The organism is Tellurirhabdus bombi (genome assembly GCF_021484805.1).
GTDB classification, from domain to species: Bacteria; Bacteroidota; Bacteroidia; order Cytophagales; family Spirosomataceae; genus Tellurirhabdus; species Tellurirhabdus bombi.
Window position 1 is genome coordinate 1,572,078 of the sequence record NZ_CP090557.1, and the last position, 23,883, is coordinate 1,595,960.

18 protein-coding genes and 1 tRNA gene are annotated in these 23,883 nt (G+C 43.0%); 15 read left to right on the top strand and 4 right to left on the bottom strand.

The features are described from left to right. Positions 1-29 precede the first annotated feature (29 nt). The 11 genes from L0Y31_RS06645 to L0Y31_RS06695 are packed head-to-tail and all read left to right on the top strand — an operon-like array spanning position 30 to position 13,813. Positions 30-1,391 (top strand): hypothetical protein, encoded by a 1,362-nt coding sequence (locus tag L0Y31_RS06645; protein ID WP_234736338.1) that lies wholly within the window; start codon positions 30-32, stop codon positions 1,389-1,391. Beyond that, positions 1,388-2,368 carry a glycosyltransferase family 4 protein gene (locus tag L0Y31_RS06650; protein ID WP_234736339.1) on the top strand — a complete coding sequence of 327 codons (981 nt, stop codon included), beginning with the start codon at positions 1,388-1,390 and terminating at the stop codon, positions 2,366-2,368. Before L0Y31_RS06645 ends, L0Y31_RS06650 begins: the two co-directional genes overlap by 4 nt. Before the next feature lie 10 nt (positions 2,369-2,378). Then, positions 2,379-3,506, top strand: coding sequence for a glycosyltransferase family 4 protein (locus L0Y31_RS06655; RefSeq protein ID WP_234736340.1), 1,128 nt, complete (start codon positions 2,379-2,381; stop codon positions 3,504-3,506). Positions 3,507-3,513: 7 nt separating this feature from the next. Then, positions 3,514-5,403: an asparagine synthase (glutamine-hydrolyzing) gene (gene asnB, locus L0Y31_RS06660; protein ID WP_234736341.1), complete on the top strand. Its 1,890-nt coding sequence runs from the start codon at positions 3,514-3,516 to the stop codon at positions 5,401-5,403. 30 nt (positions 5,404-5,433) lie between these two features. Next, positions 5,434-6,180 carry an FkbM family methyltransferase gene (locus tag L0Y31_RS06665; protein WP_234736342.1) on the top strand — a complete coding sequence of 249 codons (747 nt, stop codon included), beginning with the start codon at positions 5,434-5,436 and terminating at the stop codon, positions 6,178-6,180. Beyond that, positions 6,177-8,345, top strand: coding sequence for a bi-domain-containing oxidoreductase (locus L0Y31_RS06670; RefSeq protein WP_234736343.1), 2,169 nt, complete (start codon positions 6,177-6,179; stop codon positions 8,343-8,345). Before L0Y31_RS06665 ends, L0Y31_RS06670 begins: the two co-directional genes overlap by 4 nt. A gap of 2 nt (positions 8,346-8,347) precedes the next feature. Beyond that, positions 8,348-10,249: a heparinase II/III family protein gene (locus tag L0Y31_RS06675; protein ID WP_234736344.1), complete on the top strand. Its 1,902-nt coding sequence runs from the start codon at positions 8,348-8,350 to the stop codon at positions 10,247-10,249. A 3-nt stretch (positions 10,250-10,252) separates the two neighbouring features. Continuing rightward, a complete protein-coding gene (locus tag L0Y31_RS06680; RefSeq protein ID WP_234736345.1) occupies positions 10,253-11,506 on the top strand; it encodes a glycosyltransferase family 4 protein in 1,254 nt (417 codons plus the stop codon). Next, positions 11,479-12,084, top strand: coding sequence for a sugar transferase (locus L0Y31_RS06685; protein ID WP_234736346.1), 606 nt, complete (start codon positions 11,479-11,481; stop codon positions 12,082-12,084). The genes L0Y31_RS06680 and L0Y31_RS06685 overlap by 28 nt, the downstream gene beginning before the upstream one ends. 2 nt (positions 12,085-12,086) lie before the next feature. Next, positions 12,087-12,695 (top strand): acetyltransferase, encoded by a 609-nt coding sequence (locus tag L0Y31_RS06690; RefSeq protein WP_234736347.1) that lies wholly within the window; start codon positions 12,087-12,089, stop codon positions 12,693-12,695. Then, positions 12,692-13,813 (top strand): DegT/DnrJ/EryC1/StrS family aminotransferase, encoded by a 1,122-nt coding sequence (locus L0Y31_RS06695; protein WP_234736348.1) that lies wholly within the window; start codon positions 12,692-12,694, stop codon positions 13,811-13,813. Before L0Y31_RS06690 ends, L0Y31_RS06695 begins: the two co-directional genes overlap by 4 nt. A gap of 94 nt (positions 13,814-13,907) precedes the next feature. Here L0Y31_RS06695 and L0Y31_RS06700 read toward each other — a convergent pair whose 3' ends face one another. Both L0Y31_RS06700 and tgt read right to left on the bottom strand, forming a co-directional pair. Next, positions 13,908-15,368: an OmpA family protein gene (locus L0Y31_RS06700; protein WP_234736349.1), complete on the bottom strand. Its 1,461-nt coding sequence runs from the start codon at positions 15,366-15,368 to the stop codon at positions 13,908-13,910. Between the two features lie 191 nt (positions 15,369-15,559). Further along, on the bottom strand, positions 15,560-16,690 hold the full coding sequence (gene tgt / locus L0Y31_RS06705; protein WP_234736350.1) for a tRNA guanosine(34) transglycosylase Tgt: 1,131 nt from the start codon (positions 16,688-16,690) through the stop codon (positions 15,560-15,562). A gap of 107 nt (positions 16,691-16,797) precedes the next feature. Between tgt and L0Y31_RS06710 the strand changes: the two genes are divergently transcribed. The 4 genes from L0Y31_RS06710 to L0Y31_RS06725 all read left to right on the top strand — a co-directional run bounded on the left by L0Y31_RS06710 (position 16,798) and on the right by L0Y31_RS06725 (position 19,185). Further along, the gene (locus L0Y31_RS06710; RefSeq protein ID WP_234736351.1) at positions 16,798-17,997 is read left to right on the top strand and encodes a glycosyltransferase; all 1,200 of its coding nucleotides are present in this window, start codon (positions 16,798-16,800) and stop codon (positions 17,995-17,997) included. Beyond that, positions 17,994-18,632 carry a 16S rRNA (guanine(527)-N(7))-methyltransferase RsmG gene (gene rsmG / locus L0Y31_RS06715; protein ID WP_234736352.1) on the top strand — a complete coding sequence of 213 codons (639 nt, stop codon included), beginning with the start codon at positions 17,994-17,996 and terminating at the stop codon, positions 18,630-18,632. The genes L0Y31_RS06710 and rsmG overlap by 4 nt, the downstream gene beginning before the upstream one ends. Before the next feature lie 62 nt (positions 18,633-18,694). Further along, positions 18,695-18,988: a hypothetical protein gene (locus tag L0Y31_RS06720; RefSeq protein ID WP_234736353.1), complete on the top strand. Its 294-nt coding sequence runs from the start codon at positions 18,695-18,697 to the stop codon at positions 18,986-18,988. 123 nt (positions 18,989-19,111) lie between these two features. Next, positions 19,112-19,185: transfer RNA gene (locus L0Y31_RS06725), tRNA-Asn, on the top strand. A 162-nt stretch (positions 19,186-19,347) separates the two neighbouring features. Here L0Y31_RS06725 and L0Y31_RS06730 read toward each other — a convergent pair. Together L0Y31_RS06730 and L0Y31_RS06735 are read right to left on the bottom strand one after the other, a co-directional pair. Then, positions 19,348-20,211, bottom strand: a complete 864-nt coding sequence (locus tag L0Y31_RS06730; protein WP_234736354.1) for a glycerophosphodiester phosphodiesterase family protein — start codon at positions 20,209-20,211, stop codon at positions 19,348-19,350. 21 nt (positions 20,212-20,232) lie between these two features. Continuing rightward, positions 20,233-23,415 carry a TonB-dependent receptor gene (locus L0Y31_RS06735; RefSeq protein WP_234736355.1) on the bottom strand — a complete coding sequence of 1,061 codons (3,183 nt, stop codon included), beginning with the start codon at positions 23,413-23,415 and terminating at the stop codon, positions 20,233-20,235. Positions 23,416-23,883 lie beyond the last annotated feature (468 nt).

A 23,883-nucleotide genomic window follows, 5' to 3' on the forward strand; every position in this document is an offset into this window, starting at 1 on the left:
AATCGTCTTAATGTCTGGATATATTGTATATGATAAATTATAAAATTATAGCCTTATTACTGGTTAATGTAATATTATTTCTTATCGGTTTTAATTTATTTGAGTCATTTTCAATTATAATCTTTATTTATTTGATAAGTGACTTTATTAATAAATTTAGTCGTGAAATTGTGATTCTTGAATTAATTGCTATATATGCATTTTTATGTTGGCTAATATCTCCAATATTGTGTTATTATTTTTTTGATGAGAATTCTTATCATGGATCCTTATGGGGTACTTATATGCCTATAGATTCTGTAAGTTACCTTTCATATTCCTTGCCTGCAGTTGTAGCTTTTGTTTTCGGTTTAAGACTTAATGCTTTTAACTCATTACCAATATCTTTTCAAGAAATAAAATCTGATTTACGCTCTTACCTAAAAGATAAAGGCTTTATTAGTACTTATTTATGTATTATAGGTATAAGCTGTCATATCATAGCACTTTATGTTCCATCATCTATTAAAAGTATATTAGAGATAATTGCCTTCTCTTACTACGCTGCTATATTTTATGCGTATTATTCTAATTATACTTATAAAAAAGCAATAATCTTGATATGTGTTGCCTTTATACTATATGATATAGTTCGGTCTGGAATGTTTGGTAATCCACTCTTCGTTTTTGTGATAGGTATTATTATTATTTGTTATGGAGCAGATCTTAACTACAAAATTAAATATTTTATATTTGGTATTGGTATAATTTTTATAGCCTTAATACAGTCATTAAAAGCTGATTATAGAGCAAAGTCTTGGTCAGGCTCTGAAAAAATAGCAGATACTGCTTATATGTATCAGTTAGTAACAGAACGTATAGCAAATCCTAAAATACTTGTAGAACCAGATCATATATATGGGTTAGTAAACCGTTTTAATAATGGATTATACGTTGCAAGAGCTATACAATATGTGCCCATTAATGAGCCATATGCATACGGCGAAACCATTCTAATTAGTATTTTATCAACATTTGTTCCTAGGTTTGCTTGGGTTGATAAGCCAAAAACAGGGGGTGAATATATGACTTGCCGATTCTTAGGAGATTGTCTTCATGAAGAGCATAGCTACAATATTGGAATTTTAGGAGAGGCTTATGTGAACTTTTCAAGTATTGGCGGTTGTGTTTTTATGTTTTTCTATGGATTACTACTTAACTATTTATTTTCATTTAGTTTGCGATTGTATTCGGTAAGGCCAACTATCATTTTATGGTTACCAATACTCTGGGTGACTGCCGTAGGAATAGAAACTGATTTCTTGACTGTTTTTAATAGCTTTATGAAGTCGGCTTTGATTGTATTTATTTTATACAAATCAATAGAGTTACTAAGGTCTATAAAAATATGAAAAAGACGGTATTAATATATAGAAAAGATAGAGCTAATTTTAAGAGCATTGAAAAGGTTTTTGACGCAATAACCCAAGAGTTATTATTAGATAAAGTGAAATTGCCTCAGCATTCAACAAGCATACTTAATGTTCTAAAGAATATTTTTTTTCTAAGAAACGTTGAAAGTGATATCATTCATATAACAGGTGATGCTCATTATTCAATTTTGTGCCTGCCTAAGTATAAAAAGGTAGTATTAACAATACATGATTGCGTTCTCTTGCACAGGTTATCAAAATATACGCTAAAATATTGGGTGTATTATTTCTTTTGGTACAAGCTACCGATGATTAGAGCTGATGTTATAACTACTATATCTGAGAAAACAAAACAGGACCTTTTGAAGATAAGTGAAAAAATAACCGATAAAATTAAAATAATATACAATCCTATAGATAACGAATTTGATAAAATAGAAAAAGGATTCAATACAGCTTATCCGATATTACTTCAAGTTGGTACAGGATTTAATAAAAACTTAGAAAATATTATTCACGCTATTGCTAGTATTAAATGTAAACTTATTATTGTCGGCAAATTATGCCGATCTCAAGAGCAATTATTAAATCAATTTCATATAGACTATGATAATTTTTTTGATATAGACAAATCTATTTTAATAGAAAAATATATAGAATCAGATATTGTTTTATTTGCCTCAACCTATGAAGGATTTGGGTTGCCGATTTTAGAGGCTCAGTCTATTGGTAGGGTATTAATAACTAGCAAAATAAGCCCAATGATAGAAATTGCTGGTGAAGGTGCTTATTTTGTTGATCCATTTGATCCTAATTCTATTCGAAAGGCTATACTAGAACTTTTGAATAATGATTCTTTAAGAGAAAAATTAATAACACATGGGTACAGTAATCTTATTAGGTTTGAATTAAGTTCGATTGCTCAACAATATGCAGCTATTTATAACTATATTTAGTTAGATCGTTATGGAAAACGTTAAAAAAAAAATATTGATCTTTATAGAGCGGTTTACACCTTCATACAAATCGGGAGGACCTGTTAGATCAATAGAAAGCCTTATTCCAATTCTTAATAAATATTATAATGTTTTTATTGTTACAAGAGATAGAGATGCTGGAGACAAAGAAGCATTTAAAGATATTAAGATTGATGAATGGATAAAAAAAGACAACTATACCATACTTTATCTAAGTCCATCTTCAGTAACAATATCAAGATTTTACAAAATTCTTTGTTCGATTAAATATGATTTTATTTATACAAATAGTTTAATGTCTGAGTTTACAAGATACTTATTTTTAAATAATTTTCTTTTAAGAAATAAAATCATAGTAGCTCCTAGAGGTGAACTGCATTCTGGAGCTCTTTCTATTAAAAAAGATAAGAAAAAACCTTATATATGGTTTGTTAAAAAGTTTATTTTAGAAAAAATCATATGGCACGCTACTGATTATGTTGAAAAGGTTTCTATAAGCCAACTTTTTGGTAACCGCGATATTAGATTAGCTCCAGATACTACTAGCCTTTTGGCACCCAGAAAGTACTATCAGAAAAGAAGTGATCAAGTAAGCTTTGTTTATATATCCCGTATAACGCAGAAGAAAGGATTGATTTATTTTTTAGAGCTACTAAAAAATGATTTTAATGGAGTTATAACTTTTGATATTTTTGGACCTATTGATGAAGCATATTGGAAAGAGTGTCAGGCAATAATATCAAAGAAAGCCTCTAAATGTATAATCACTTATAAAGGTACCATAGCTCACGAGCTAATTAATGAAGTTTTACATAAATATGATTTTTTTGTCTTGCCGACATTTGGTGAAAATTTTGGACATGCTATTATTGAGGCTATGTCAGCAGGTGTTCCTGTCTTAATTAGTGATCAAACCCAGTGGAAAAACCTCGCTCCGATCAATGCTGGTTGGGATATTTCTCTGGGTCAAAAAGAGAAATGGATTGATATTGTCCAGTTTTGCATTACAGTGTCTAATGAGGAATATCAGAAAATTTCAAAGAATGCAGTTGGTGTAGCAGAAAATTACATAAAAAGTGTAAATTTTGAGAAAGAATATCTAGAGCTCTTTAATTGATACTTTGATGTGTGGTATAGTCGGGGCAGTTTCTTCTAACAATGATCTTATTGAGACATATCATGCTATTTCACATAGAGGACCAGATGATGAGGGAATTTTTACAGACAAATACCTTCAGCTAGGCCATCGTCGGTTGTCTATCCTTGACCTTTCATCCAATGGACATCAACCTATGCTTTCAGAGGATGAGCGATATGTTATTATTTTCAACGGAGAAATATATAACCATTTAAGCATAAGGGAGGAGCTTACTGATAAATATTCATTTCGGTCTACTAGCGATACTGAGACAATACTATATGGATACATTGAGTTTGGTAAAGCTTTATTTAATCGCCTGAATGGCATTTTTGCTTTGGCAATTTATGACAAGCAGACGCAGGATCTTATTATTGTCCGTGATCAATTTGGTATAAAACCGCTTTATTATTATTTTAATAAGGAAGTACTTTTCTTTTCTTCCGAAGTTAAGGCTTTATCAAAGCTTTCTGATTTTGATAAGTCTATCGATCACGAAGCAATTCTTAACTATATTCAATTTTTATGGTCTCCAGGTGAAAAGACACCCTTTAAGCATGTAAAAAAACTATTGCCTGGCCATTACATTGAAGTTAATGTCCGAAATCTGTCAACTTTTTCTATTACAAAATATTATGAATTAACCTTTGATGGCTCTTATAGTACTAAATCTGAAGAAGAGTTAATAGATGAACTTGATGAGAAATTACTGAAAGCCGTCGAGCGTCAATTGTTATCCGATGTCCCCGTTGGTTTTTTTCTCTCAGGAGGCCTAGACTCTAGTGCTATTGTAGCCATGGCGCGCCGCTTATATCCAGAGCGTAAGCTGCAATGTTACACGGTTGACACAGGCAGTGGAGGGAAAAACTTCGAAGGCTTTGCGGACGATTTACCTTATGCCGTTAAGGTAGCCAGATTCTTAAATGCAGATTTGCAAATTGTAAATGCTAAACTGGATATCGTCAAAGATTTTGATAAAATGATTTATCATCTTGATGAGCCACAAGCAGATGCTGCCCCCCTAAATGTATTAAATATTTGCCGTAAAGCGCGTGAGGATGGGTATGTTGTTTTGCTAGGAGGCACTGCTGGAGATGATATATTTTCGGGATATCGACGTCATCAGGCTTTGTACTATGAAAACTATTTTCACTTATTGCCGCAAGTAGTGAAGCTCTCCCTTGCTCGTTTAGTTACCCCGCTTAATACAAAAAGGCCCCTTACCCGACGAATTCGCAAGTTGATTCAGGATATTGCCCAGCCAGAGTTAGTTCGCTATTCTAATTTCTTTTCCTGGCTACCAACTCACATACTGCATAATTTAGTAGCGGATAAACATAAACAATATCTTAGTAATTATTCTCCTATAAATCAGTTAATTGAATCACTGAAAAATATACCGCTTGAAACAAATAATCTCAATAAAATGCTTTATTGGGATCTTAAATACTTTCTTGCCGACCATAATCTAAACTACACAGATAAGATGAGTATGGCAGTAGGTGTAGAGGTCAGGGTTCCTTTCCTAGATAAGGAATTAGTGGAATTTAGTACAAAAATTCCGCCGGCTCTGAAATTGAAAGGAACAACAACGAAATATTTGCTTCGGAAGGTAATGGAACGGTATCTACCAAAAGAAATAATTTACCGTCCTAAAGCTGGTTTTGGGGCGCCCGTACGACAGTGGATAGTTAATGATTTAGGCGAGCTTATTGATGATTATTTGTCTTATGAATCTATCGAAAAGCGCGGATTATTTGATTACGAGGCGGTCCAGCAACTTCTTGTTGATAACAAAAAGGGATATATTGACGCTTCTTATCCTATTTGGGCGCTCTTAGCAATTGAAAGTTGGATGAGGCAGTTCGTTGACTAAGTAGTTATTTAACTATAATCCTTAATTGCTATGTATCTCTTTATTAAAAAGCTATTCCATAAATTATATTATAAAGTATATGAAGGCAAAGTAACTACTTTTTCAGGGCTTGAAAAACTTTCAGGATATAAGTGGATACTAGGATCCTCAATTGGAAGAGCTTACCACAAAGGCTATTATGAGCCTAACGTGACTAAATTGTTTCTGAAATACCTGAAACAAGATACTGTTTTTATAGATATCGGTGCACATGTAGGATATTATAGCTTATTATCTGCGGCTAGTGCCCCTTTAGGCCATGTATATAGCTTCGAACCCTTTTATGAAAACTATATTTATTGTAATCGGATAAAAGAACTAAATACAGTTTCAAATTGGACTATTGAGCAGAAAGCGGTTGGCGATAGAAATGGAATACTCTATTTTAATGAAGGCCCTACTTCCACCACAGGCAAAGTTTCATATACGGAAGGCAACAGAGTAGAAGCTATATCAATAGATAATTATCTAAAGGAGAAATCGATTAAAAAGATTGATTTAATTAAGATTGATGTAGAAGGATTTGGGGGGAATGTATTGCGCGGTGCAATTAATACAATTAAGATTTATAAGCCAATTATTATTATGGAGTTTCATAGCAATAGTGATGAGAAAGAGGTATTTGGAGAGTTGCTATCTGATGATTATAATATATACAATCTTGATAAAGATGCTCCAATCAAATTGGATGAAGATAATACTCTTTTTGTATATGCAGTTCCTAAAGAAAACGCATGAAACAAATTATACAAAATCTTAAAAACGGCGAAACCTTATTAGAGGAAGTACCCGCCCCGATTGTCAGAAGAGGCTGCGTTCTGATTCGGACAACGCGTAGTTTGGTTTCACTCGGCACAGAGCGTATGCTGGTTGAATTTGGGAAAGCAAACTTGATTGAAAAAGCTCGGCAGCAACCAGATAAGGTAAAACAGGTACTAGATAAAATCAAAACGGATGGGTTGATGCCAACCCTCGAGGCTGTTTTCAATAAACTGGAACAACCTCTACCACTAGGATATTGCAATGTTGGTCGGGTCATGGCCGTCGGGGAAGGAGTAACCGAGTTTCAGGTGGGGGACCGCGTGGCTTCGAACGGCCAACATGCCGAGTTTGTGTGCGTTCCTAAAAACCTGGTCGCTTCGATTCCAGACCAGGTAACCGATGAAGCAGCCGCATTTACCGTCATTGGATCTATTGGTTTACAGGGAATTAGATTGTTGTCGCCTACGTTTGGTGAAACGGTTGTGGTGATAGGCTTGGGGCTGATTGGGCTATTAACCGCCGAACTACTTCGGGCCAACGGATGCCGGGTAGTAGGTTTTGATTTTGATGCTGAAAAAGTAAGTATTGCGCAGAAAAAAGGCATTTTGGCCGTTAATCTCTCCGATGGTACAAACCCCGTCAAGTACATTGAAAACCTGACCAATGGTGTAGGAGCTGACGGTGTTATTATTACGGCCTCCAATAAAAGCAATGACATCATTGCCCAGGCGGCGCACATGAGCCGGAAGCGGGGTAAAATCATTCTGGTGGGCGTAATCGGTCTGGATGTGAAACGAGCCGACTTTTACGAGAAAGAACTCACCTTTCAGGTTTCCTGTTCGTATGGACCTGGCCGTTATGACGACGATTACGAACAAAAAGGGGTGGATTATCCATTATCCTTTGTTCGGTGGACTGAAAAACGAAACTTTGAAGCCATACTGCAAGCGCTGGCAGCGGGCCAATTAGATGTTAAGCCATTGATAAGCGAGGTTATTCCGTTGGCGTCATTTCGGGATATATACGGGGGAATTGGCACTTCACGGTCTATTGCTACTATTTTTACCTATCCAGAGAAAGCAACGTATAACACCACCGAAAGTCTGCCATCAGCTACGTTTAAGGGTGGTAAAGGAGTTATTGGGATTATTGGAGCGGGGAATTTCACCAAGATGACCATTCTGCCAAATATGAAAGACTCGTCGGCAACCATCAAATACATTGCTAGTTCGGGCGGAGTGAATGGGACCGCATTAGCGAAAAAATATGGGATTAGTAACAGCACAACCGATTATAAGTCGATACTGGACGACAAAGAAACCGATCTGGTGATGATCACGACGCGGCATAACCAACACGCGTCGATGACCATTGAAGCACTGAATGCGGGAAAACACGTCTTTGTGGAAAAGCCACTTGCGCTAAATACCGACGAGCTTGAAAAAATCATCCAGGCTTACCAAGTGGCTGACCGTACCTTGACCGTTGGCTTTAACCGCCGTTTTTCGCCGCACGTCCAGAAGATGAAAACGCTGCTGGGAAGCGGCCCCATGAATGTCATTGCTACGATGAATGCCGGTGCTATTCCTGCCAGTTCTTGGGTGCATGATCTTAAAATCGGTGGTGGACGAATCCTTGGTGAGGCTTGTCATTTTATCGACTTGATGACTTTTCTGACGGGCAGCCTCGTCGAACAGGTTTGTATGAATGCGATGGGTGAAAACCCAACTGGAGCGACAGACAATGCTTCGATTCTGCTCAAATTTGCTAATGGATCAACGGGAGTAGTAAACTACTTTTCGAACGGCCATAAAGCCTATTCCAAAGAGCGGGTTGAGGTTTACTCGCAAGAACGAACCTTTGTTCTGGATAATTTCCGGACATTGGACGGCTTCGGATTTAAGGGCTTTTCGAGTCTGAAAACCAAACTAGATAAAGGGCACCGCAAGCAATTTGAGCTACTGGTCCAGCAAATTCAGCAGGGTGGAGACGCCCTTATTCCATTTGAGGAGTTAATTAATACCTCGCGCGCTACGTTAGCTGCTATTGAGAGCCTGAAACAAGGCCGATGGATTGCCATTTCGGAAATGTTAGCTCCTAAAGAGTCTACTGGAAACGTATTTGCAAATGCTGAAGCCTGAACATGCGGCAAAAGGTTAAATTACTGCGTCAGCTATGGCAAAATATGGGATGGCGCTATGTCCGGTATCGGCTGGGCCATGAAGTAAAACGGCGGACTGGTTTACTGAAGAAAAATTTTCCAACCACGTTTACGCCAAAGACATTCATTACACAGGCCAATTGGAAACAATCGGCTAAACCTTTCTTTTTTGTCAGCCGCGAGAAAGTAGCGTTTCCAAAGCAGAAAACTCCTTCCTTACAGCGGGCGGCGCAGGAAATTCTGGCTGGTAATATTCTGTTCTTTAACGCTGACTATAAACCGCTTGGCCTGAATTACGATTGGGTTACCAATCCGGATAATAGTTATACGTATCCGCTCAAGCACTGGACCGAAATTCCTGACTTTTCCCCTGTTTCAGGTGATATCAAAGCGGTTTGGGAAAAGTCGCGGTTTGCTTACATCCTGACGCTGATTCGCTACGATTACCATTTTGAACACGATTGTTCGGATTTTGTCGTGGCAGAAATTCTGTCGTGGATAGCGGCTAACCCATTAAACCAGGGGCCTAATTACCGATGCAGTCAGGAAATTTCGTTGCGGGTTTTAAACTGGATTTTTGCCTTATATTATTACCGTGATTCCCCCGCTCTGACAGAAGAAGCCTTCTCGACAATATTAAATAGCATTCACTGGCAGATTCAGCACGTTTACAAGCATATCAATTTTTCGCGCATTGCCGTTCGGAACAACCACGCCATTACGGAGACATTGGCTTTGTATTTGGTTGGTCTGTTGATGCCTTTTTTTCCAGAATCCAACCAGTGGCACAAAGACGGCAAACGCTGGTTTGAAGAAGAAATTGCATACCAGATTTACGAAGATGGAAGCTTTCTTCAGTTTTCGATGAACTATCATCGGGTTGTTGTTCAGTTACTTACCTGGGCGTTACAACTGTCGAAGATTAATAAGGAAACCTTGAGTCCGGTCGTGCAGCAACGCGCAGAAGCATCTATTCATTTTCTCCGGGCTTGTCAGGATCAGTCGGGTTGGTTGCCCAACTACGGCGCTAATGATGGCGCTTTGTTTTTTCCGCTAAACAATTGTGGTTATCGTGATTATCGGCCACAACTTCAGGCATTAGCTAGTTGCGTCGCCGCTGATTTAGGGTATGGTCCGGGAGAATGGCAGGAAGATGCATATTGGTACGGCCTGCATCAACCAACTAACCATGTCTGGCAAAAGCCACCCGAGGAGGCGTTAAATAGGTTTGATCTTGGTGGATATTACACGATTCGGGATGGAGAGACGCTGACTTTTGTACGTTGCGGGCGGCACAAAGACCGTCCGTCGCAGGCCGACAATCTGCATCTGGATATTTGGGTGAAGGGCAGGAATATTTTACGGGATGCTGGCTCGTATAAATACAATACTGAAGAGGCATTCCGGCGTTTTTTTAATGGAACAGCTTCCCACAATACAGTAATGCTAGGTCATTACGACCAAATGGAAAAAGGGCCTCGTTTCATCTGGTTCGATTGGTCGCAGGCCGTAGAAGCAAGTCTTTCGGAAACGGCAGAAGCCTATATCTTTGAAGGAACCATTCAAGCTTTTGCGCATGTTAGTCCAGGCATCACGCATACACGCAAGGTTCTTAAATATAAAAATAGTTTTGTCTGGGAAATAACTGATATATTTAGCCATACCGCTGGCCTTCCGCTACAACAGATCTGGAATCCGTCGGATGACTTTTCTGAAAATTGCCAAATCTCGGCTAGCGATGCGGGCGGGAAAAAACTAGTTGCTGAAATGCGGGATGGCTGGTATTCCGGGCTATACGGTGTTAAGGTAGCAACTCAGCAACTGGTCTTCTCAACGCAGGAGAATCAGCTAACCACCCGAATTGAATACACCATTACTGATTAATTGATGCGCATTTTATTGATACACCAATATTTTCTGGACAGCCAGGAAGGCGGTGGTTCCCGCTGGAATGAAATGAGTCGTCTTTGGGCCGAAAAAGGACATAAGGTAACTGTACTGGCTGGAATGGTGAGTTATACGAAAGGCGTTAAATCGGATAAATACAAGGGTAAGTATTTCTACCAGGAGGACTACGTGCCCGGTGTAAATATCGTTCGTTGCCATGTTTCGGAAGCTTATAACGTAAATTTTTTAGGCCGCTTGTGGGCTTATTTTTCGTTTGTTTTTTCGAGTATCTGGGCCGGTATGTTCAAAATAAAAGGCCAGTATGATGTAATTGTAGTGACTTCACCGCCGCTTTTTGTGGGCATTACGGCTTATGTGTTATCCAGTATTAAGCGGGTGCCCTTTGTTTTTGAAGTTCGGGATTTATGGCCCGAATCGGCTATTGATACGGGCGTACTGACCAATAAACTGATCATTCGGTTTGCGTACTGGTTTGAACAATTTGTTTACCGAAAGGCCAGATTGATAAACGTATTGACACCAGCGTTCCGAGACACATTGATTCAAAAGAAAGGTGTACCTGCCGAGAAAATCTGTTTCATTCCCAACGCAGCTGATTTTTCGCTTTCAGAGGAGCTCCTGCATACCTTTGACGCCAAACTATTCCGCCGTGAGCTAGGCATCGACGATAAACTAGTTATCACTTATGTTGGTGCGCATGGCGTGGCCAATCACCTGGTGCAGGTTCTGGACACGGCTGAACGACTACGAGATACCAAGGCTTATTTCATGTTGATTGGCGATGGCATGCAGAAAAAAGAATTGATGAGAGATGCCCAGCAGCGCGGCTTGGCAAATGTCCGGTTCATTGATTCAGTAGCCAAGCGAGAGGTTTTTAAGTTTATCCTGGCGTCGGATTTAGGGACCTCGGTGCTGAAAAAAGCCGATACCTTTAAGACGGTTTATTCGAATAAAACATTCGACTATATGGCCTGCAAAAAACCGATCCTAATGGTGATTGATGGTATTTCGCGCCAGTTGGTAGAGGAAGCGCAAGCCGGTGTTTTTGTCGAGCCTGAAGCCCCGGACAAGTATACCGCCGAAGTTCAAAACTACCTGCAAAATCCAGACCTGATCGCAAAGCAGGGAACCAATGGTTACCTGTATGCGAAGAAGCATTTTGATCGAACGGTACTAGCCGATAACTACATAACTATACTGGAAAAATGTATCGGACAGGGTTCAAGCCATTGATCGATTACACGCTTGCTTTACTGGGGCTGTTGCTTAGCTGGCCAATTTTACTGATCACCGCCATAGTTTTAAGCGTAGCCAACGAGGGGAAAGCGTTTTTTTTACAGCCACGTCCGGGTAAACATGGCCGCGTATTTCGCATTATCAAATTCAAAACGATGAATGATAAGCGCGATGCGGTAGGTAATTTGTTGCCAGACAAGGAACGCCTGACCTGGGTCGGCCAGCTAGTACGCAAAACGTCAATTGATGAACTGCCACAGTTACTAAATGTGCTAAAAGGAGATATGAGCCTTATCGGCCCCCGGCCTTTGCTGGTCGACTATCTTCCCTTGTACAATAGCCAGCAGCGGCGAAGGCACGATGTAAAGCCTGGAATAACGGGTTGGGCGCAGGTTAATGGCCGAAATGCAATTTCCTGGCAGGAAAAATTTGCTTATGATGTCTGGTATGTAGATAATGTATCGTTTTATCTGGACGTAAAAATTATAGCCTTGACACTCAAGAAATTTATTCGTCCCGAAGGAATTTCATCCGCAACCTCGGTAACGATGGAGCGATTTACCGGTAATCATTAACTATGCTGCTATTCGGAGCCAGTGGACACGCCAAAGTAATTATTAGCTGTTTAGAAGCTTACTCCATTCCCGTTGAAGGAATTTTTGATGATGATGTGAGCAAAAAAAGCCTGTGGAATATTCCGGTTATAGGGAAATATAACCCTCAGTTTTTACCCGAAAGTAACCTGATTATTTCGGTTGGATACAATGCTATTCGGTACCAACTGGCGGCAAACAGTAAGCATGCCTTTGGGCAAATCGTTCATCCGACAGTCATAATCGATAAAAATGCGTCGGTTGGCGCAGGGAGTGTCATTCTACAACGTGCAGTGATTCAGACAGAAGTGAAAATTGGACGGCACGTGATCATCAACACAAGTGCTTCGGTCGATCATGAATGCGTTATTGGTGATTTTGTGCATGTCGCTCCGAACGCTACCCTTTGCGGTAACGTAAAAGTAGGTGAAGGAACCCTGATTGGGGCAGGCGCTGTAGTTGTCCCTAACTTGCACATTGGCCGTTGGGCTACGATCGGAGCCGGGGCAGTGATAACGCGCGACATTCCTGACTATGCCGTTGTTTATGGAAATCCCGGTCGAATCATTAAATACCAAGAGCCTGTGCTATGAAACCAAAAATCTGGCTATCGTCACCGCATATGGGCGGTAATGAGACAAAATACATTCAGGAAGCATTCGATACCAATTGGATTGCGCCGCTAGGACCACATGTTGACGCCTTTGAAAAAGCACTTTGTACCTATACGGGTGTCAAACACGCGGCGGCTTTGTCTTCTGGAACAGCGGCTTTACATCTTGCTTTAATCTTAGTAGGCGTTGGCTATGGCGATGAAGTTTTGTGCCAGTCATTCACGTTTTCTGCGAGTGCCAACCCCATTGCTTACCAGGGCGCTACACCAATTTTCATTGATAGCGAACGAGAAACCTGGAACATGTGCCCAGTCGCTTTAGAAGAAGCGATCAAAGACCGCCTGAAAAAGAACAAGAAGCCTAAGGCCGTTATTGTAGTGCATTTATACGGCATGCCCGCCCAGATGACTGCTATCCAGGCTATTTGTGAGCAATACGGAATACCGCTCATTGAAGACGCTGCCGAAGCATTGGGGTCAACCTACAAGGGCCAGGCAATGGGCAGTTTTGGGAAGCTAGGAATTTTGTCATTTAACGGAAATAAGATCATCACTACTTCCGGCGGGGGAGCTTTGTTAGGTAATGAGGAGGCGTTGATTACCAAATCGCGTTTTCTGGCTACGCAGGCGAGAGACCCAGCACCACACTACCAGCATTCGCACATTGGGTATAACTACCGCTTGAGCAACGTTTGCGCGGCCATTGGACTTGGACAGATGGAGGTGTTACCCACGCGGATTGAACGGCGGCGGGCTAATTTCCACTTTTATCAGGAGGAGCTTAAAGCGTATCCATTTATTGAGTTTCAGCCGGAGCTTGCAGATAGTTTTTCCAATCGTTGGTTATCTGCACTGGTCGTTAACGAATCTGCTGAAATTTCCCGGGAAGACTTGCGGCTAGCGCTGGAAGCAGAAAACATTGAGGCCCGTCCGCTTTGGAAGCCTCTGCACCTACAGCCTGTCTTTGAGGAAGCACCTTACTACGGAGGCGGCGTTTGTGAAGATTTATTCAATCGGGGTTTGTGTTTGCCTTCGGGATCTAATCTAAGCCAGGAAGACTTAACGCGCATAGTAGATACGATCAAGACTTTATTTTGAAAGTACACTCGTTAAGGCAAGCATTAATATCTATATAAAAGAAAACCCCGCTCGCGATCGCGAGCGGGGTTTTCTTTTATTGTTACTGGTTTGATTACGGTACTAACCGCAATTCAACCCGACGGTTTTTCTGCAGACCATTGCGCGAAGTGTCGCCAATTGGTTTGAATGAACCGAATGCATCGATAACGATACGGTTTGCGTCGTTCAGACCTGCTTTAACTAGGTAGTTTCTAACAGCTTCAACACGGCGGCGTGACAGAGCGATGTTGTAACGGTCAGATGCCCGGCGGTCAGCGTGACCTGATAGTTGCAGACGGCACTGAGTTTTGTTCAGTAACTCTACTACCTTGTTCAGCATTTCGTAATACTGCGGCTTGATGATGTTCTTATCAGTATCAAACTGAACGTTTGCGAAGATTTCAGCACAAGCAATTCCTGGCAGAGCAGCACTTACGTACTTGTCAAAGTCGATGGCTTCACCAGCTCCCGATACGATGCTACCTGCTGGCGTGTTTGGCTGACGGTCGAAGTAGTCAGAAACACCATCGTTATCAGAGTCAAGCAGCAAGCGAGGATCGATGTCTTTAGGACGGTTTGCCTTCGCTACTGAGTCGATTTGCTCCAGAGTCAGGATGACTGGTGGTTTGATCAGGTTACGAGGATCGGTCCAACGCAGGTGATAAGTACCTTTGGTTGTATCGTATTCGTATTTTCCGTTTTCTTTCTTAACCCGAATGGCGTTCTTACCTAATTTGTAAGTAACCATAAAGGAACCGTAACCGTATTTATCCAGTGAAGAAGACCCTTTGCGAGCAAGTGTGTTATCGAAAGACCCACGGCTACCTACTTGGTCGTAAACGCTTGAGTTGTCGCCACCAATGGTTGCATCCAGGCGTTCGGTGTTAACGTGGTTGATCCGGAAATCAAGACCGATGTCAAAACGAGGGCTGATTTCATAATGAATAGCCGCTCCGATTGGAATCACCCAGTCCGCTTCGTAACCCGCTGGTGTCACAGTACCATCGCCAGCGTTGTGTTTTGTAAAGCGCTGAACACGGCCTGAACCTAATTGATAGGCGGTAGATTTAAAGCGCAGAACGCCTATACCCGTATAGCCATCAATTTTCCAGTGCTTCATTTTGTTAGGACCGAACAGTAGGCTTTTCAGGTTGACAGAACCGGTCAGGTCTACTTGTTGGTAGTTGGAGCGGAAATACGAGAAATACTGCCGGCGCTTCATACCTGCCAGATTTCCGAGGTTGGCGCCCAGCTGGAGTCCAAATAGGTGCGATAATTGTTTTCCTACGGCTGCTCCGACGAACCATGTTCCCCGTTCGCTGTAACTATCGGAATTGGTATTACCTACCGGATAGAAATCATATTCCCTCAGGTCTCCGAAAAATTGGGTAGGGCCACCGTGAATGGATACAGACCAGGTGTTCATTTTCGCAGGCCCCTCATACGAGGCTTTCGGGTTATATTGGGCGAAAGCACTGGCCGATGCCAACAAGCCCAACCCCATTGCCTTCACAAACAGGGATACTTTTTTCATACTTATCAGGTTATTGTTTGGTAGTTGAATCTGAATAGTGTGGTTAGTGGACATATGTCAAGGTTGACGTAAGTTCCGAACATTAGCCGCAAAGCTAAATCTTTTCGTTTAGTTTACAAACAAGATACTTCTAGCTTTGTTTGTGCCAATATATCTAAAATTATTATTTTAAAATCTCTTTAGTCCTACAATCAGAGGCGTTGCATTACTTTTCTGACTATACGGCTCTTCCATTCCACAAATGTGCCGGTTTGAATATGCGCTCTGGCCTGGCGAACCAGCCAAAGATAAAAAGTCAGGTTATGCAGACTGGCAATTTGCGCAGCCAGCAACTCTTCCGCTTTTATCAGGTGTCTAAGGTACGCTTTCGAATAATATGTACTAGCATAGCCACCCAATTCTTCGTCGATCGAGCTAAAATCATCTTTCCATTTTTCATTCTTGATGTTAATGATTCCCTGAGTTGTGAATAAAATGCCGTGGCGGGCATTTCGGGTAGGCATTACACAGTCAAACATATCAACACCAAGCGCAATTGCCTCCAGAATGTTTTCAGGTGTCCCGACTCCCATTAGGTAACGGGGCTTATCAGCGGGCAAAATTCCATTCACGATCTCAAGCATCTCGTACATTTCTTCGGCGGGTTCGCCAACGGCCAAACCACCAATGGCATTTCCCTCGCGCTGGTGAGAAGCAATCGCTTCTGCCGATTGAATGCGCAGATTTTTGTACGTACTGCCCTGCACAATCGGAAACAACGTTTGCTGATAGCCATAGTGGCTTTCCGTACTGTCAAAACGGGTAACGCAACGTTGCAGCCAGCGGTGGGTCATTTCCATCGACTTCCGAGCGTATTCATAATCACAGGGATAAGGCGTACATTCGTCAAAAGCCATAACAATATCCGCGCCAATCTTGCGCTGAATATCCATAACTCCTTCCGGCGTAAAGATATGCGGTGAACCGTCGATGTGGGATTTGAAGGTAACTCCGTCTTCCTTGATCTTGCGGGTATTGGACAGCGAATAAACCTGATAACCGCCACTATCGGTCAAAATGGGGCGTTTCCAGCCATTGAACGCATGCAAACCACCGGCTTTTTCCAGCACGTTTAGACCGGGACGCAGGTAGAGGTGGTAGGTATTTCCAAGAATAATATCGGCATTAATATCTTGTTCCAGTTCGCGCTGATGAACCGCTTTAACTGTTCCTGCCGTTCCAACAGGCATGAAGATGGGCGTCTGGATGGGACCGTGATCAGTGGTAACAACGCCCGCCCGGGCTTTTGACCCTGGGTCGGTCGCTTCAATCGTAAAAGTCATAAAGTCCTAATCGAAAGTCGAAGGTTAACTACTAAATGTATAGTGGTAACCTATAAATTTGCAAAACTATTCATTTGTACGTGATTTAGTTAACTCGTAACGTTTCTGTGCTCTATTTCTTCTTGTCCTTTTTTGCGGCTGCCGTTTTGGTTCAGCTTTTTTATATCGTCGCTATTTTCTCCCGAACTGCTTTTTACAAAAGCCGGGTATTGCCGGCTGGTGAACTTATAAGTAATGTTGTCTCGGCTCAACCGCAGGCAGGTGTCTCCATTGTTGTTTGCGCCTGGAACGAGCTGCAAAATCTGCGTGAGTTACTGCCGATTCTCGACCGGCAAAACTACTCAACATTTGAAGTGATTGTGATGAACGATCGCTCTACGGATGGAACGCGTACTTTTCTGGAAGAAGCCGCACAGGAATTTGAGCACTTACGCTTTTATCATATTGATCACGACTATGATCATGTTACTCCCAAAAAGTATGCATTAACTACTGGGATTCGTAAAGCAACATACGATATAATATTAGTAACCGATGCTGATTGTCGTCCGGCAAGCGCTGAATGGCTGGCTGGTATGGTGGCCCATCTAGCCAATCCGGCAAAAGAAATTGTATTGGGTTTCTCGCCGTACGAAAAACGGCCCGGCTGGCTTAACCGACTGATTCGCTACGAAACCTTATATACGGCGGTTCAATATTTCTCGCTGGCGCTGGCCGGTCAGCCCTACATGGGTGTTGGCCGAAATCTGATGTATCGCCGCGATTTATTTCTGGCTAACAAAGGTTTTTACTCACACATGCGCGTAATGGGGGGTGATGATGATTTGTTTATGAACGAAGTGGCGACGGGTAAAAATGTGGCTGTTTGTTTGCACCCGGCTACCTTTGTGGAGTCGATTCCGAAAGAGACCGTGGCGGCGTGGCGGTACCAGAAGCGCCGGCATTTATCCGTAGGGAAATACTACAGGCTGAAAAATAAACTTTGGCTGGGTATTTTGTCTTTTTCGCACATTATGAGCTGGCTAACGAGCATTCCCGTATTGATCATGGCTGGACTTGCCTGGGTAAAGTGGGAAGAAGCAATAGTGCATGAACCAACGGGTCAGTTGATAATTGGCGCTGTCGGCTTATTTCTCCTCCGATTCATTTTATTTTGGGTGGTAGTTGGACGAATTAGCTACCGACTCGGTAAAACGGTTCATTGGCTGGCCATACCAGCGATGGATTTAGTGTTGAGTATTTATTATGCGGTGATGGGTGTAACAACGCTATGGCCCCGGCGCAATCGAAAAATCATGTGGCGATGAACGAAGAATTAAAACGAATACTAACTTATTTTCCCCAGCTGACTAGCCGGCAGCAGGAGCAGTTTGCGGCGCTGGACGAATTGTATCGGCATTGGAACGCGCAGATTAATGTCGTATCCCGGCAAGACATTGATGCGCTGTATGAAAAGCACGTGCTGCATTCACTGGGAATTGCTAAAGTGATCCAGTTTAAGCCGGGCACTGAAATATTGGACGTGGGTACGGGGGGAGGCTTTCCGGGCATTCCGCTAGCCATTCTTTTTCCGCTCGCCGATTTTCATCTGGTGGACAGTATTGGGAAAAAGATCAAGGTTGTTAACGAAGTGGTGCAGGCGCTGGGCTTAACCAACGTGAAGGCAGAGCAAGCCCGGGTTGAGCGACTGGATACGACCTATGACTTTGTGGTCAGCCGGGCTGTGACGCGTTTACATCCTTTTATTGGCTGGGTTCGGTATAAAATTCACAAAGCGGGAAACAATGCGTTACCCAATGGCGTCTTATACCTGAAAGGCGGCGATTTAGCAGAAGAATTAGCGGAAATCAAGGAGAGATACCGGATTTATGAATTATCTGACTACTTTGAGGAGCCTTTTTTTGAGACAAAAAAAATCATTTATATACCGAAGCAGTCGTAGAATCCCGAAGTCGTCGGTTTATTGGGGCCTTCGAGATTTTACCACCTATAACAAATTTTTCTATGGCAGACATATTTCGTTCCAGCAGTTTTAAAGACCCTATTAATCGCGATGAAGTCGTTCTGGACGACAAAGGTGTTACGTTCCGCACGCGCAAGCTGATTGGCGGCAACGAGAATTTTGTTTTCTATGCCGACATATCCGGCGTTGAAATTGACAGTGGCTTGTTTTTTTCAACGATTCGGGTTTTACCCCGGGCGCGGCCTGAAATTATCATCAAGAATTTCACCAAAGGGGATGCTCGTCGGATCAAGGAGATTATTCTGGAGCGTGTTCCGGGCGGAAACCGGTATTAATTGGCAAAAGTAGAGTAGTAGAGAATCAGAGACTTATCAAAAATAGCGGTGATTTGACAATTTTTTTATGGGAATCACTTGCAAAATAGATATAGCTGCTCTACTTTTGCACCACAATAACACTCCCGAATAGCTCAGTCGGTTAGAGCATCTGACTGTTAATCAGAGGGTCGCTGGTTCGAGCCCAGCTTCGGGAGCATTGTAAAGAGGTTACGACGAAAGTGGTAACCTCTTTTTTATTTGGATCAATCATACGTCGTTTGAAATTGACCGCGAATGATGCGATGCTGGCATCAAAAAAGCCGTACCTGATCGATCAGGTACGGCTTTTGTATAAAAATGTAGGACTAAACTAGCCGTTAAAATAAGTTTGGATAATCAGAGATAATCCCGTCTACACCTAATTTAACCATCTCGTCTATTTCAGCTTTGGTATTAACCGTCCACGGAACAATCCGCATTTGCTGGTTGTGACAAGCCTTAACCAAGTCACCCGTAACCGTCTTGTAATAAGGACTATAAACGGGTGGAACAAAGCCTAATACAGCAAGGTTCTCTGCCAAGGTTTTCGGATTAGCCGTTAAGTAAGAGAGCGTTACGTCCGGAAATTGGTTATGGATTAATTGCAAAGGCCGAACATCAAACGACTGAATCGTTAACCGCTTTCCCAGTTTCTTCTGCTGGCATATCTTCATAACCAGATCCACAAATTCCTTTGGCTCAGGATGGTATTTGTTGTCCGACGCGGGTGTGGATTTGATCTCGATGTTATACTGCGGCTGCGGCAATCCTTTGGCTTTTGCGTAGGTCTCCACCGAATCAATCAGAACAGCCAGCAGCGGTTTGTACGTCGTAAACTTCTGCTGCTGCGGAAACTGCGGATGAGGCTTACTGCCTACGTCGAACTTCTTAATTTCAGCGTAAGTCAGTTGGTACAGATTGATATCCTTTTGCTCGCTTGCCAGAATAGGCGTTCCGTCCGGTTTTAGAATAAAATCCGAAGCCATGTAGGTATCATGAGAGACAACCACTTGCTTGTCCTTCGAGATAACCACATCCAGTTCCAGCGTTTGAACACCCAGATCCAGCGCTTTTTTCATCGCGGGAATTGTGTTTTCCGGCATTAGCCCCCGAGCGCCCCGGTGCCCCTGTCGATCCAAGGAATGCTGGGCTACCAGCATGTGCGAACAAAGTAGTAGCCCCAGAAGTCCTAACTTATGCATAGCGTGATTGAATTTTTAAGCTTAGAAATTATAGCGGGCACCAATCTGAACCTGGAAAGGATTTCCCGACGGTGAAACTACACCCGCCGTATTGACTCGGTAATTGAACTGCTGTGTTGCCTGGCTGAAAAAAGGTACTTGTTCTGTAGTAGCTGTTCTCGGAATACCCAATGCATACAGCGCCTGCGTTCCCAGCGATTTGTTAACGCCCCAAGTCCGTTTGAGCATGTTGGCAAAGTTGAATACATCGACCGATACTTCCAGATTATGGTTGCGGAACAACCGCACTTTTTTGCTAGCCCGCACGTCGAATACACCATAGAATCCGTTGATTCCACCGTTACGCTCAGCAATTTGACCAGAGTATTGATTGATATAATCCTTGATGCTCTGGCTGGCATCAGGGTTGTCCAGAACAGCCTGTAAGCCTGTTTTAACATTGGCGGGTACATTTTCGCTGAATCGGTCGAAAATGAATGCCAAGTCATTGGTTCCCGATACGAAATCACCGTTGGTGTTACCTCCTGAAAGCAATGAGTAACGCGTTCCACCGAGGCCTGAATACCGTACGCCAACCGTAACGCCCCAGAACGAAGGCAGGGTACCGTAGAATACTACTTTATGGCGGAAGTGGTTGTCAGAATACGTCATCTTGCTCAAATCACGCGGATCGTCTTTAACAGGTAACGATAGAGTAGCAGTATTGGCCACGTTTCCGTTGAAAGAAGTATTGTCTTTCGTATCATTCCAGGTATAGCTCATCGAAATTTCGCCATCGCGGAAATACTGGTATGTGGCATCGGCTACCACGGCAAACTGGTTTACTTTTCCTTCGCTGTTTAGCTCCAGCACGCGGCCTAGCCGTTGGCTAATCCGCCCTTGCAACCAGTCGGCAGCGCCATTATTTTCTGGAATTGTGTTGGCGGGAACGTATACACCCCGATTGCCCTCATTAGCCAGTCGGAAGAAAGGTTCGGCCACCATGTTGCGATCCACGTACATGTAGTTATTACGCCCTAAGGTCATATAACCGGCAATACCCACTTTGAGCTTATCCGTCAGGAACCGGCTGTAAGAAAGGTTCGCTTTGTACATAATCGGTACACGCGCATCGGGACCTGTCATGTTAATGGTAGGCAGTTGGAATGCATTCAAGGAAGGAATACTGGCGTAATTATTCCGGTACGCCGCAAAGTCAGGGGCTGGAATATTCGGAGAGCGAACATCCACCGTCGCCAGATGCTTACCATCAAAGGTAAGGTTGTTGATAATTACGTAGTTATTGATATCAGACGCAAAAATCCCCGCTCCGAACCGAATGTAATCCGTATGCCGCTCGTTTACGTCCCAGTTTAATTGCAAGCGCGGCTGTACCACAAAAGACCGAAGCTTATTGTCTGTCCGGAGGTTGAGGTCAGCCAAAACCACTTCATTCAGTGAGGTCGATGGATAGTGAGCATAATCCAGGCGTAAACCAGCCGTCATGACCAGACCAGCGCCCAAGCGGGTGCTCATTTGTCCGTAGGCACCGGCATTCAGAATGCTTCCCCGCACGGTAGGATCATCTACCAGCGGCACTTCCCGGTAATAACGGTACGGTTTTAACTGCTCGAAATTGTCTAATCCAATATAGTGAAAACGACCGTTTACCTCGCTTCCGTATAGCGAGCGCGAGTGCGTATACATCAGGTCAACTCCGAATGTATATTGAATTTTGTCGGTATTATAATACACATTATCAACCAGTTGAAGCACATTGTTGGTGAAGCCCTCCTGCGCAAAGCGGTGGCCCCCCATCTGGATGCTGGTCGAGCGGTTCGCTCCGTTAATAGTCGAAACTACGTTCTCCACAATAGCGCGGGGGATGTTTGATTCAGGGAGTTGATCGCCCGGGCGGCTGTCCTGATACGTATAAAGATGCTGAAGCTTCAGCTCGTTGGTAAGCCGTGGGTTCAGCGAAGTCCGTAAGGTAGCCAGCAAGCTGTTATCCTTGTTATAATCATCTCCGTACGACTCATAAATGTTGATGGCCGTGTTGTCCGCTAAACCGAGTTTGTTGCGGTCGCTGGTAAAGTTGTTCCGGATGGTTAACAGATTCTTGCGATTGATCTGCCAGTCGAGACGGGCAAAGGCAGCATCGGAACCCCGACCTTTGTCGAAGGTGCCATACTGCTGCGTGTTGGCCACTCCGTATTTACTACGGGCAATACTTACGTACCGATCCAGGGTTTCACGCGTTACATTAAACCGGTTTTCGTCTACAGGTGACTGAACATCAGCAATGATCAACGGGCGAGAATCCTGCTGGTGATCCCAGACAGCAAAGAAGTGTAATTTATCCTTTATGATCGGACCACCCAAAGAGAAACCGTACTGATTGGTAGAAAAATCATTCGTTGGTACGTTGCCCCGAATATCGTACCGACTGGACAACCAGCCCGCCCGTGTATAATTAAAAGCACTACCGGTCCATTGGTTCGTACCGGCTTTGGTTACCGCGCTGACGGTTCCACCTCCGCTACGGCCGAAAGTCACGTCGTACTGGTTCGTAACTACCTTGAATTCCCGAACGGCTTCGATGGAAATTGAATAAGGTGCCCCACTGCGGCTGGTAGTTGCTCCTGCCGATGTCGGGTTTTTGGCGTTCATCCCGTCGATGGTGTAGTTGGTAGATGAGCCCAATTGACCCGATAGGTTACCGCCCCGGCTCAGCGGCGAAAGATCCATCAGCGAGGTGAAATTCCGGCCATTGACGGGCAGCGTAGCGATTGATCGGGCCGAAATAGCCGTAGCGGCACCCAGGTATTCCGTCTTATTTTTCAGACCAGAAGCCACAACCTGAACCACCTCCAGCGACTGCGCATCTTCCTGCATAACCAAGTTTAGCCGGACGGCATCGCCCTGGTTGAGCGCATAACCGGTTCTTTTTTGTTCGCCATAACCGATAAAAGTGGCTTTGATGGTGTAAGGACCTCCCAGTGGCAATTCCTTAAAGGAGTATTCACCCTGAGCATTGGTTACAGTACCGGTAGAAAAACCAGTCGATTCATTGCGTACCTGAACTGTAGCGCCGGGCAGGGGAGCCTGCTGTTTATCCGAAATAATCCCGGCAATGGAAGCCTGGGTGGTTTGGGCCATTGTTTCGGATATCCCGAAACAAGCCAAAAGAAGCAATAAAAGCGTCGAAAATAGATTTTTTTTCATGAAACGGGGGTGATGAATTTCCCGCTGCAAAGAGAGCGTCGCTGCATTAATTAGATGTTACCGATCTGTTATTTATGTATCATTATTCAGGCGTAGAAAAGCCGGACAGCAGCGATTTAATAACATCTCCGTGCTTGGTAAAGTCGCTTTTTATTTGTTGGCCCCAAGTAGGTTTTATCTGGTTATGGTCGCTCTTTAATCTCTATGGAATGCTTTTTATGACTAAAATCTAAAAACTGTTCACCTATATATTTTTACAGTTCACTACCTTAAACCTGTTGTTCACCTATATCTTCTGCATGGATCGTTGACGTTTTTGGAATTAAGCCGTCTTAGTAGAACTCAAAATTCTGCTCCTGGCAGACTTGTTCTATTCCAAATTCCATACAGATGAAATTTATCGTTATTTATTTGCTGCGGGGGAAATACAAAATGTTACCGTGTTCTTCCAGAAATGAGGGGTTGGCT

Excerpts from the sequence above, each read along its gene's own strand:
- L0Y31_RS06645 (WP_234736338.1), top strand. The coding sequence starts at position 30 with ATGATAAATTATAAAATTATAGCCTTATTACTGGTTAATGTAATATTA.
- L0Y31_RS06650 (WP_234736339.1), top strand. The coding sequence starts at position 1,388 with ATGAAAAAGACGGTATTAATATATAGAAAAGATAGAGCTAATTTTAAG.
- L0Y31_RS06655 (WP_234736340.1), top strand. The coding sequence starts at position 2,379 with ATGGAAAACGTTAAAAAAAAAATATTGATCTTTATAGAGCGGTTTACA.
- asnB (WP_234736341.1), top strand. The coding sequence starts at position 3,514 with ATGTGTGGTATAGTCGGGGCAGTTTCTTCTAACAATGATCTTATTGAG.
- L0Y31_RS06665 (WP_234736342.1), top strand. The coding sequence starts at position 5,434 with ATGTATCTCTTTATTAAAAAGCTATTCCATAAATTATATTATAAAGTA.
- L0Y31_RS06670 (WP_234736343.1), top strand. The coding sequence starts at position 6,177 with ATGAAACAAATTATACAAAATCTTAAAAACGGCGAAACCTTATTAGAG.
- L0Y31_RS06675 (WP_234736344.1), top strand. The coding sequence starts at position 8,348 with ATGCGGCAAAAGGTTAAATTACTGCGTCAGCTATGGCAAAATATGGGA.
- L0Y31_RS06680 (WP_234736345.1), top strand. The coding sequence starts at position 10,253 with ATGCGCATTTTATTGATACACCAATATTTTCTGGACAGCCAGGAAGGC.
- L0Y31_RS06685 (WP_234736346.1), top strand. The coding sequence starts at position 11,479 with ATGTATCGGACAGGGTTCAAGCCATTGATCGATTACACGCTTGCTTTA.
- L0Y31_RS06690 (WP_234736347.1), top strand. The coding sequence starts at position 12,087 with ATGCTGCTATTCGGAGCCAGTGGACACGCCAAAGTAATTATTAGCTGT.
- L0Y31_RS06695 (WP_234736348.1), top strand. The coding sequence starts at position 12,692 with ATGAAACCAAAAATCTGGCTATCGTCACCGCATATGGGCGGTAATGAG.
- L0Y31_RS06700 (WP_234736349.1), bottom strand. The coding sequence starts at position 15,368 with ATGAAAAAAGTATCCCTGTTTGTGAAGGCAATGGGGTTGGGCTTGTTG.
- tgt (WP_234736350.1), bottom strand. The coding sequence starts at position 16,690 with ATGACTTTTACGATTGAAGCGACCGACCCAGGGTCAAAAGCCCGGGCG.
- rsmG (WP_234736352.1), top strand. The coding sequence starts at position 17,994 with ATGAACGAAGAATTAAAACGAATACTAACTTATTTTCCCCAGCTGACT.
- L0Y31_RS06720 (WP_234736353.1), top strand. The coding sequence starts at position 18,695 with ATGGCAGACATATTTCGTTCCAGCAGTTTTAAAGACCCTATTAATCGC.
- L0Y31_RS06730 (WP_234736354.1), bottom strand. The coding sequence starts at position 20,211 with ATGCATAAGTTAGGACTTCTGGGGCTACTACTTTGTTCGCACATGCTG.
- L0Y31_RS06735 (WP_234736355.1), bottom strand. The coding sequence starts at position 23,415 with ATGAAAAAAAATCTATTTTCGACGCTTTTATTGCTTCTTTTGGCTTGT.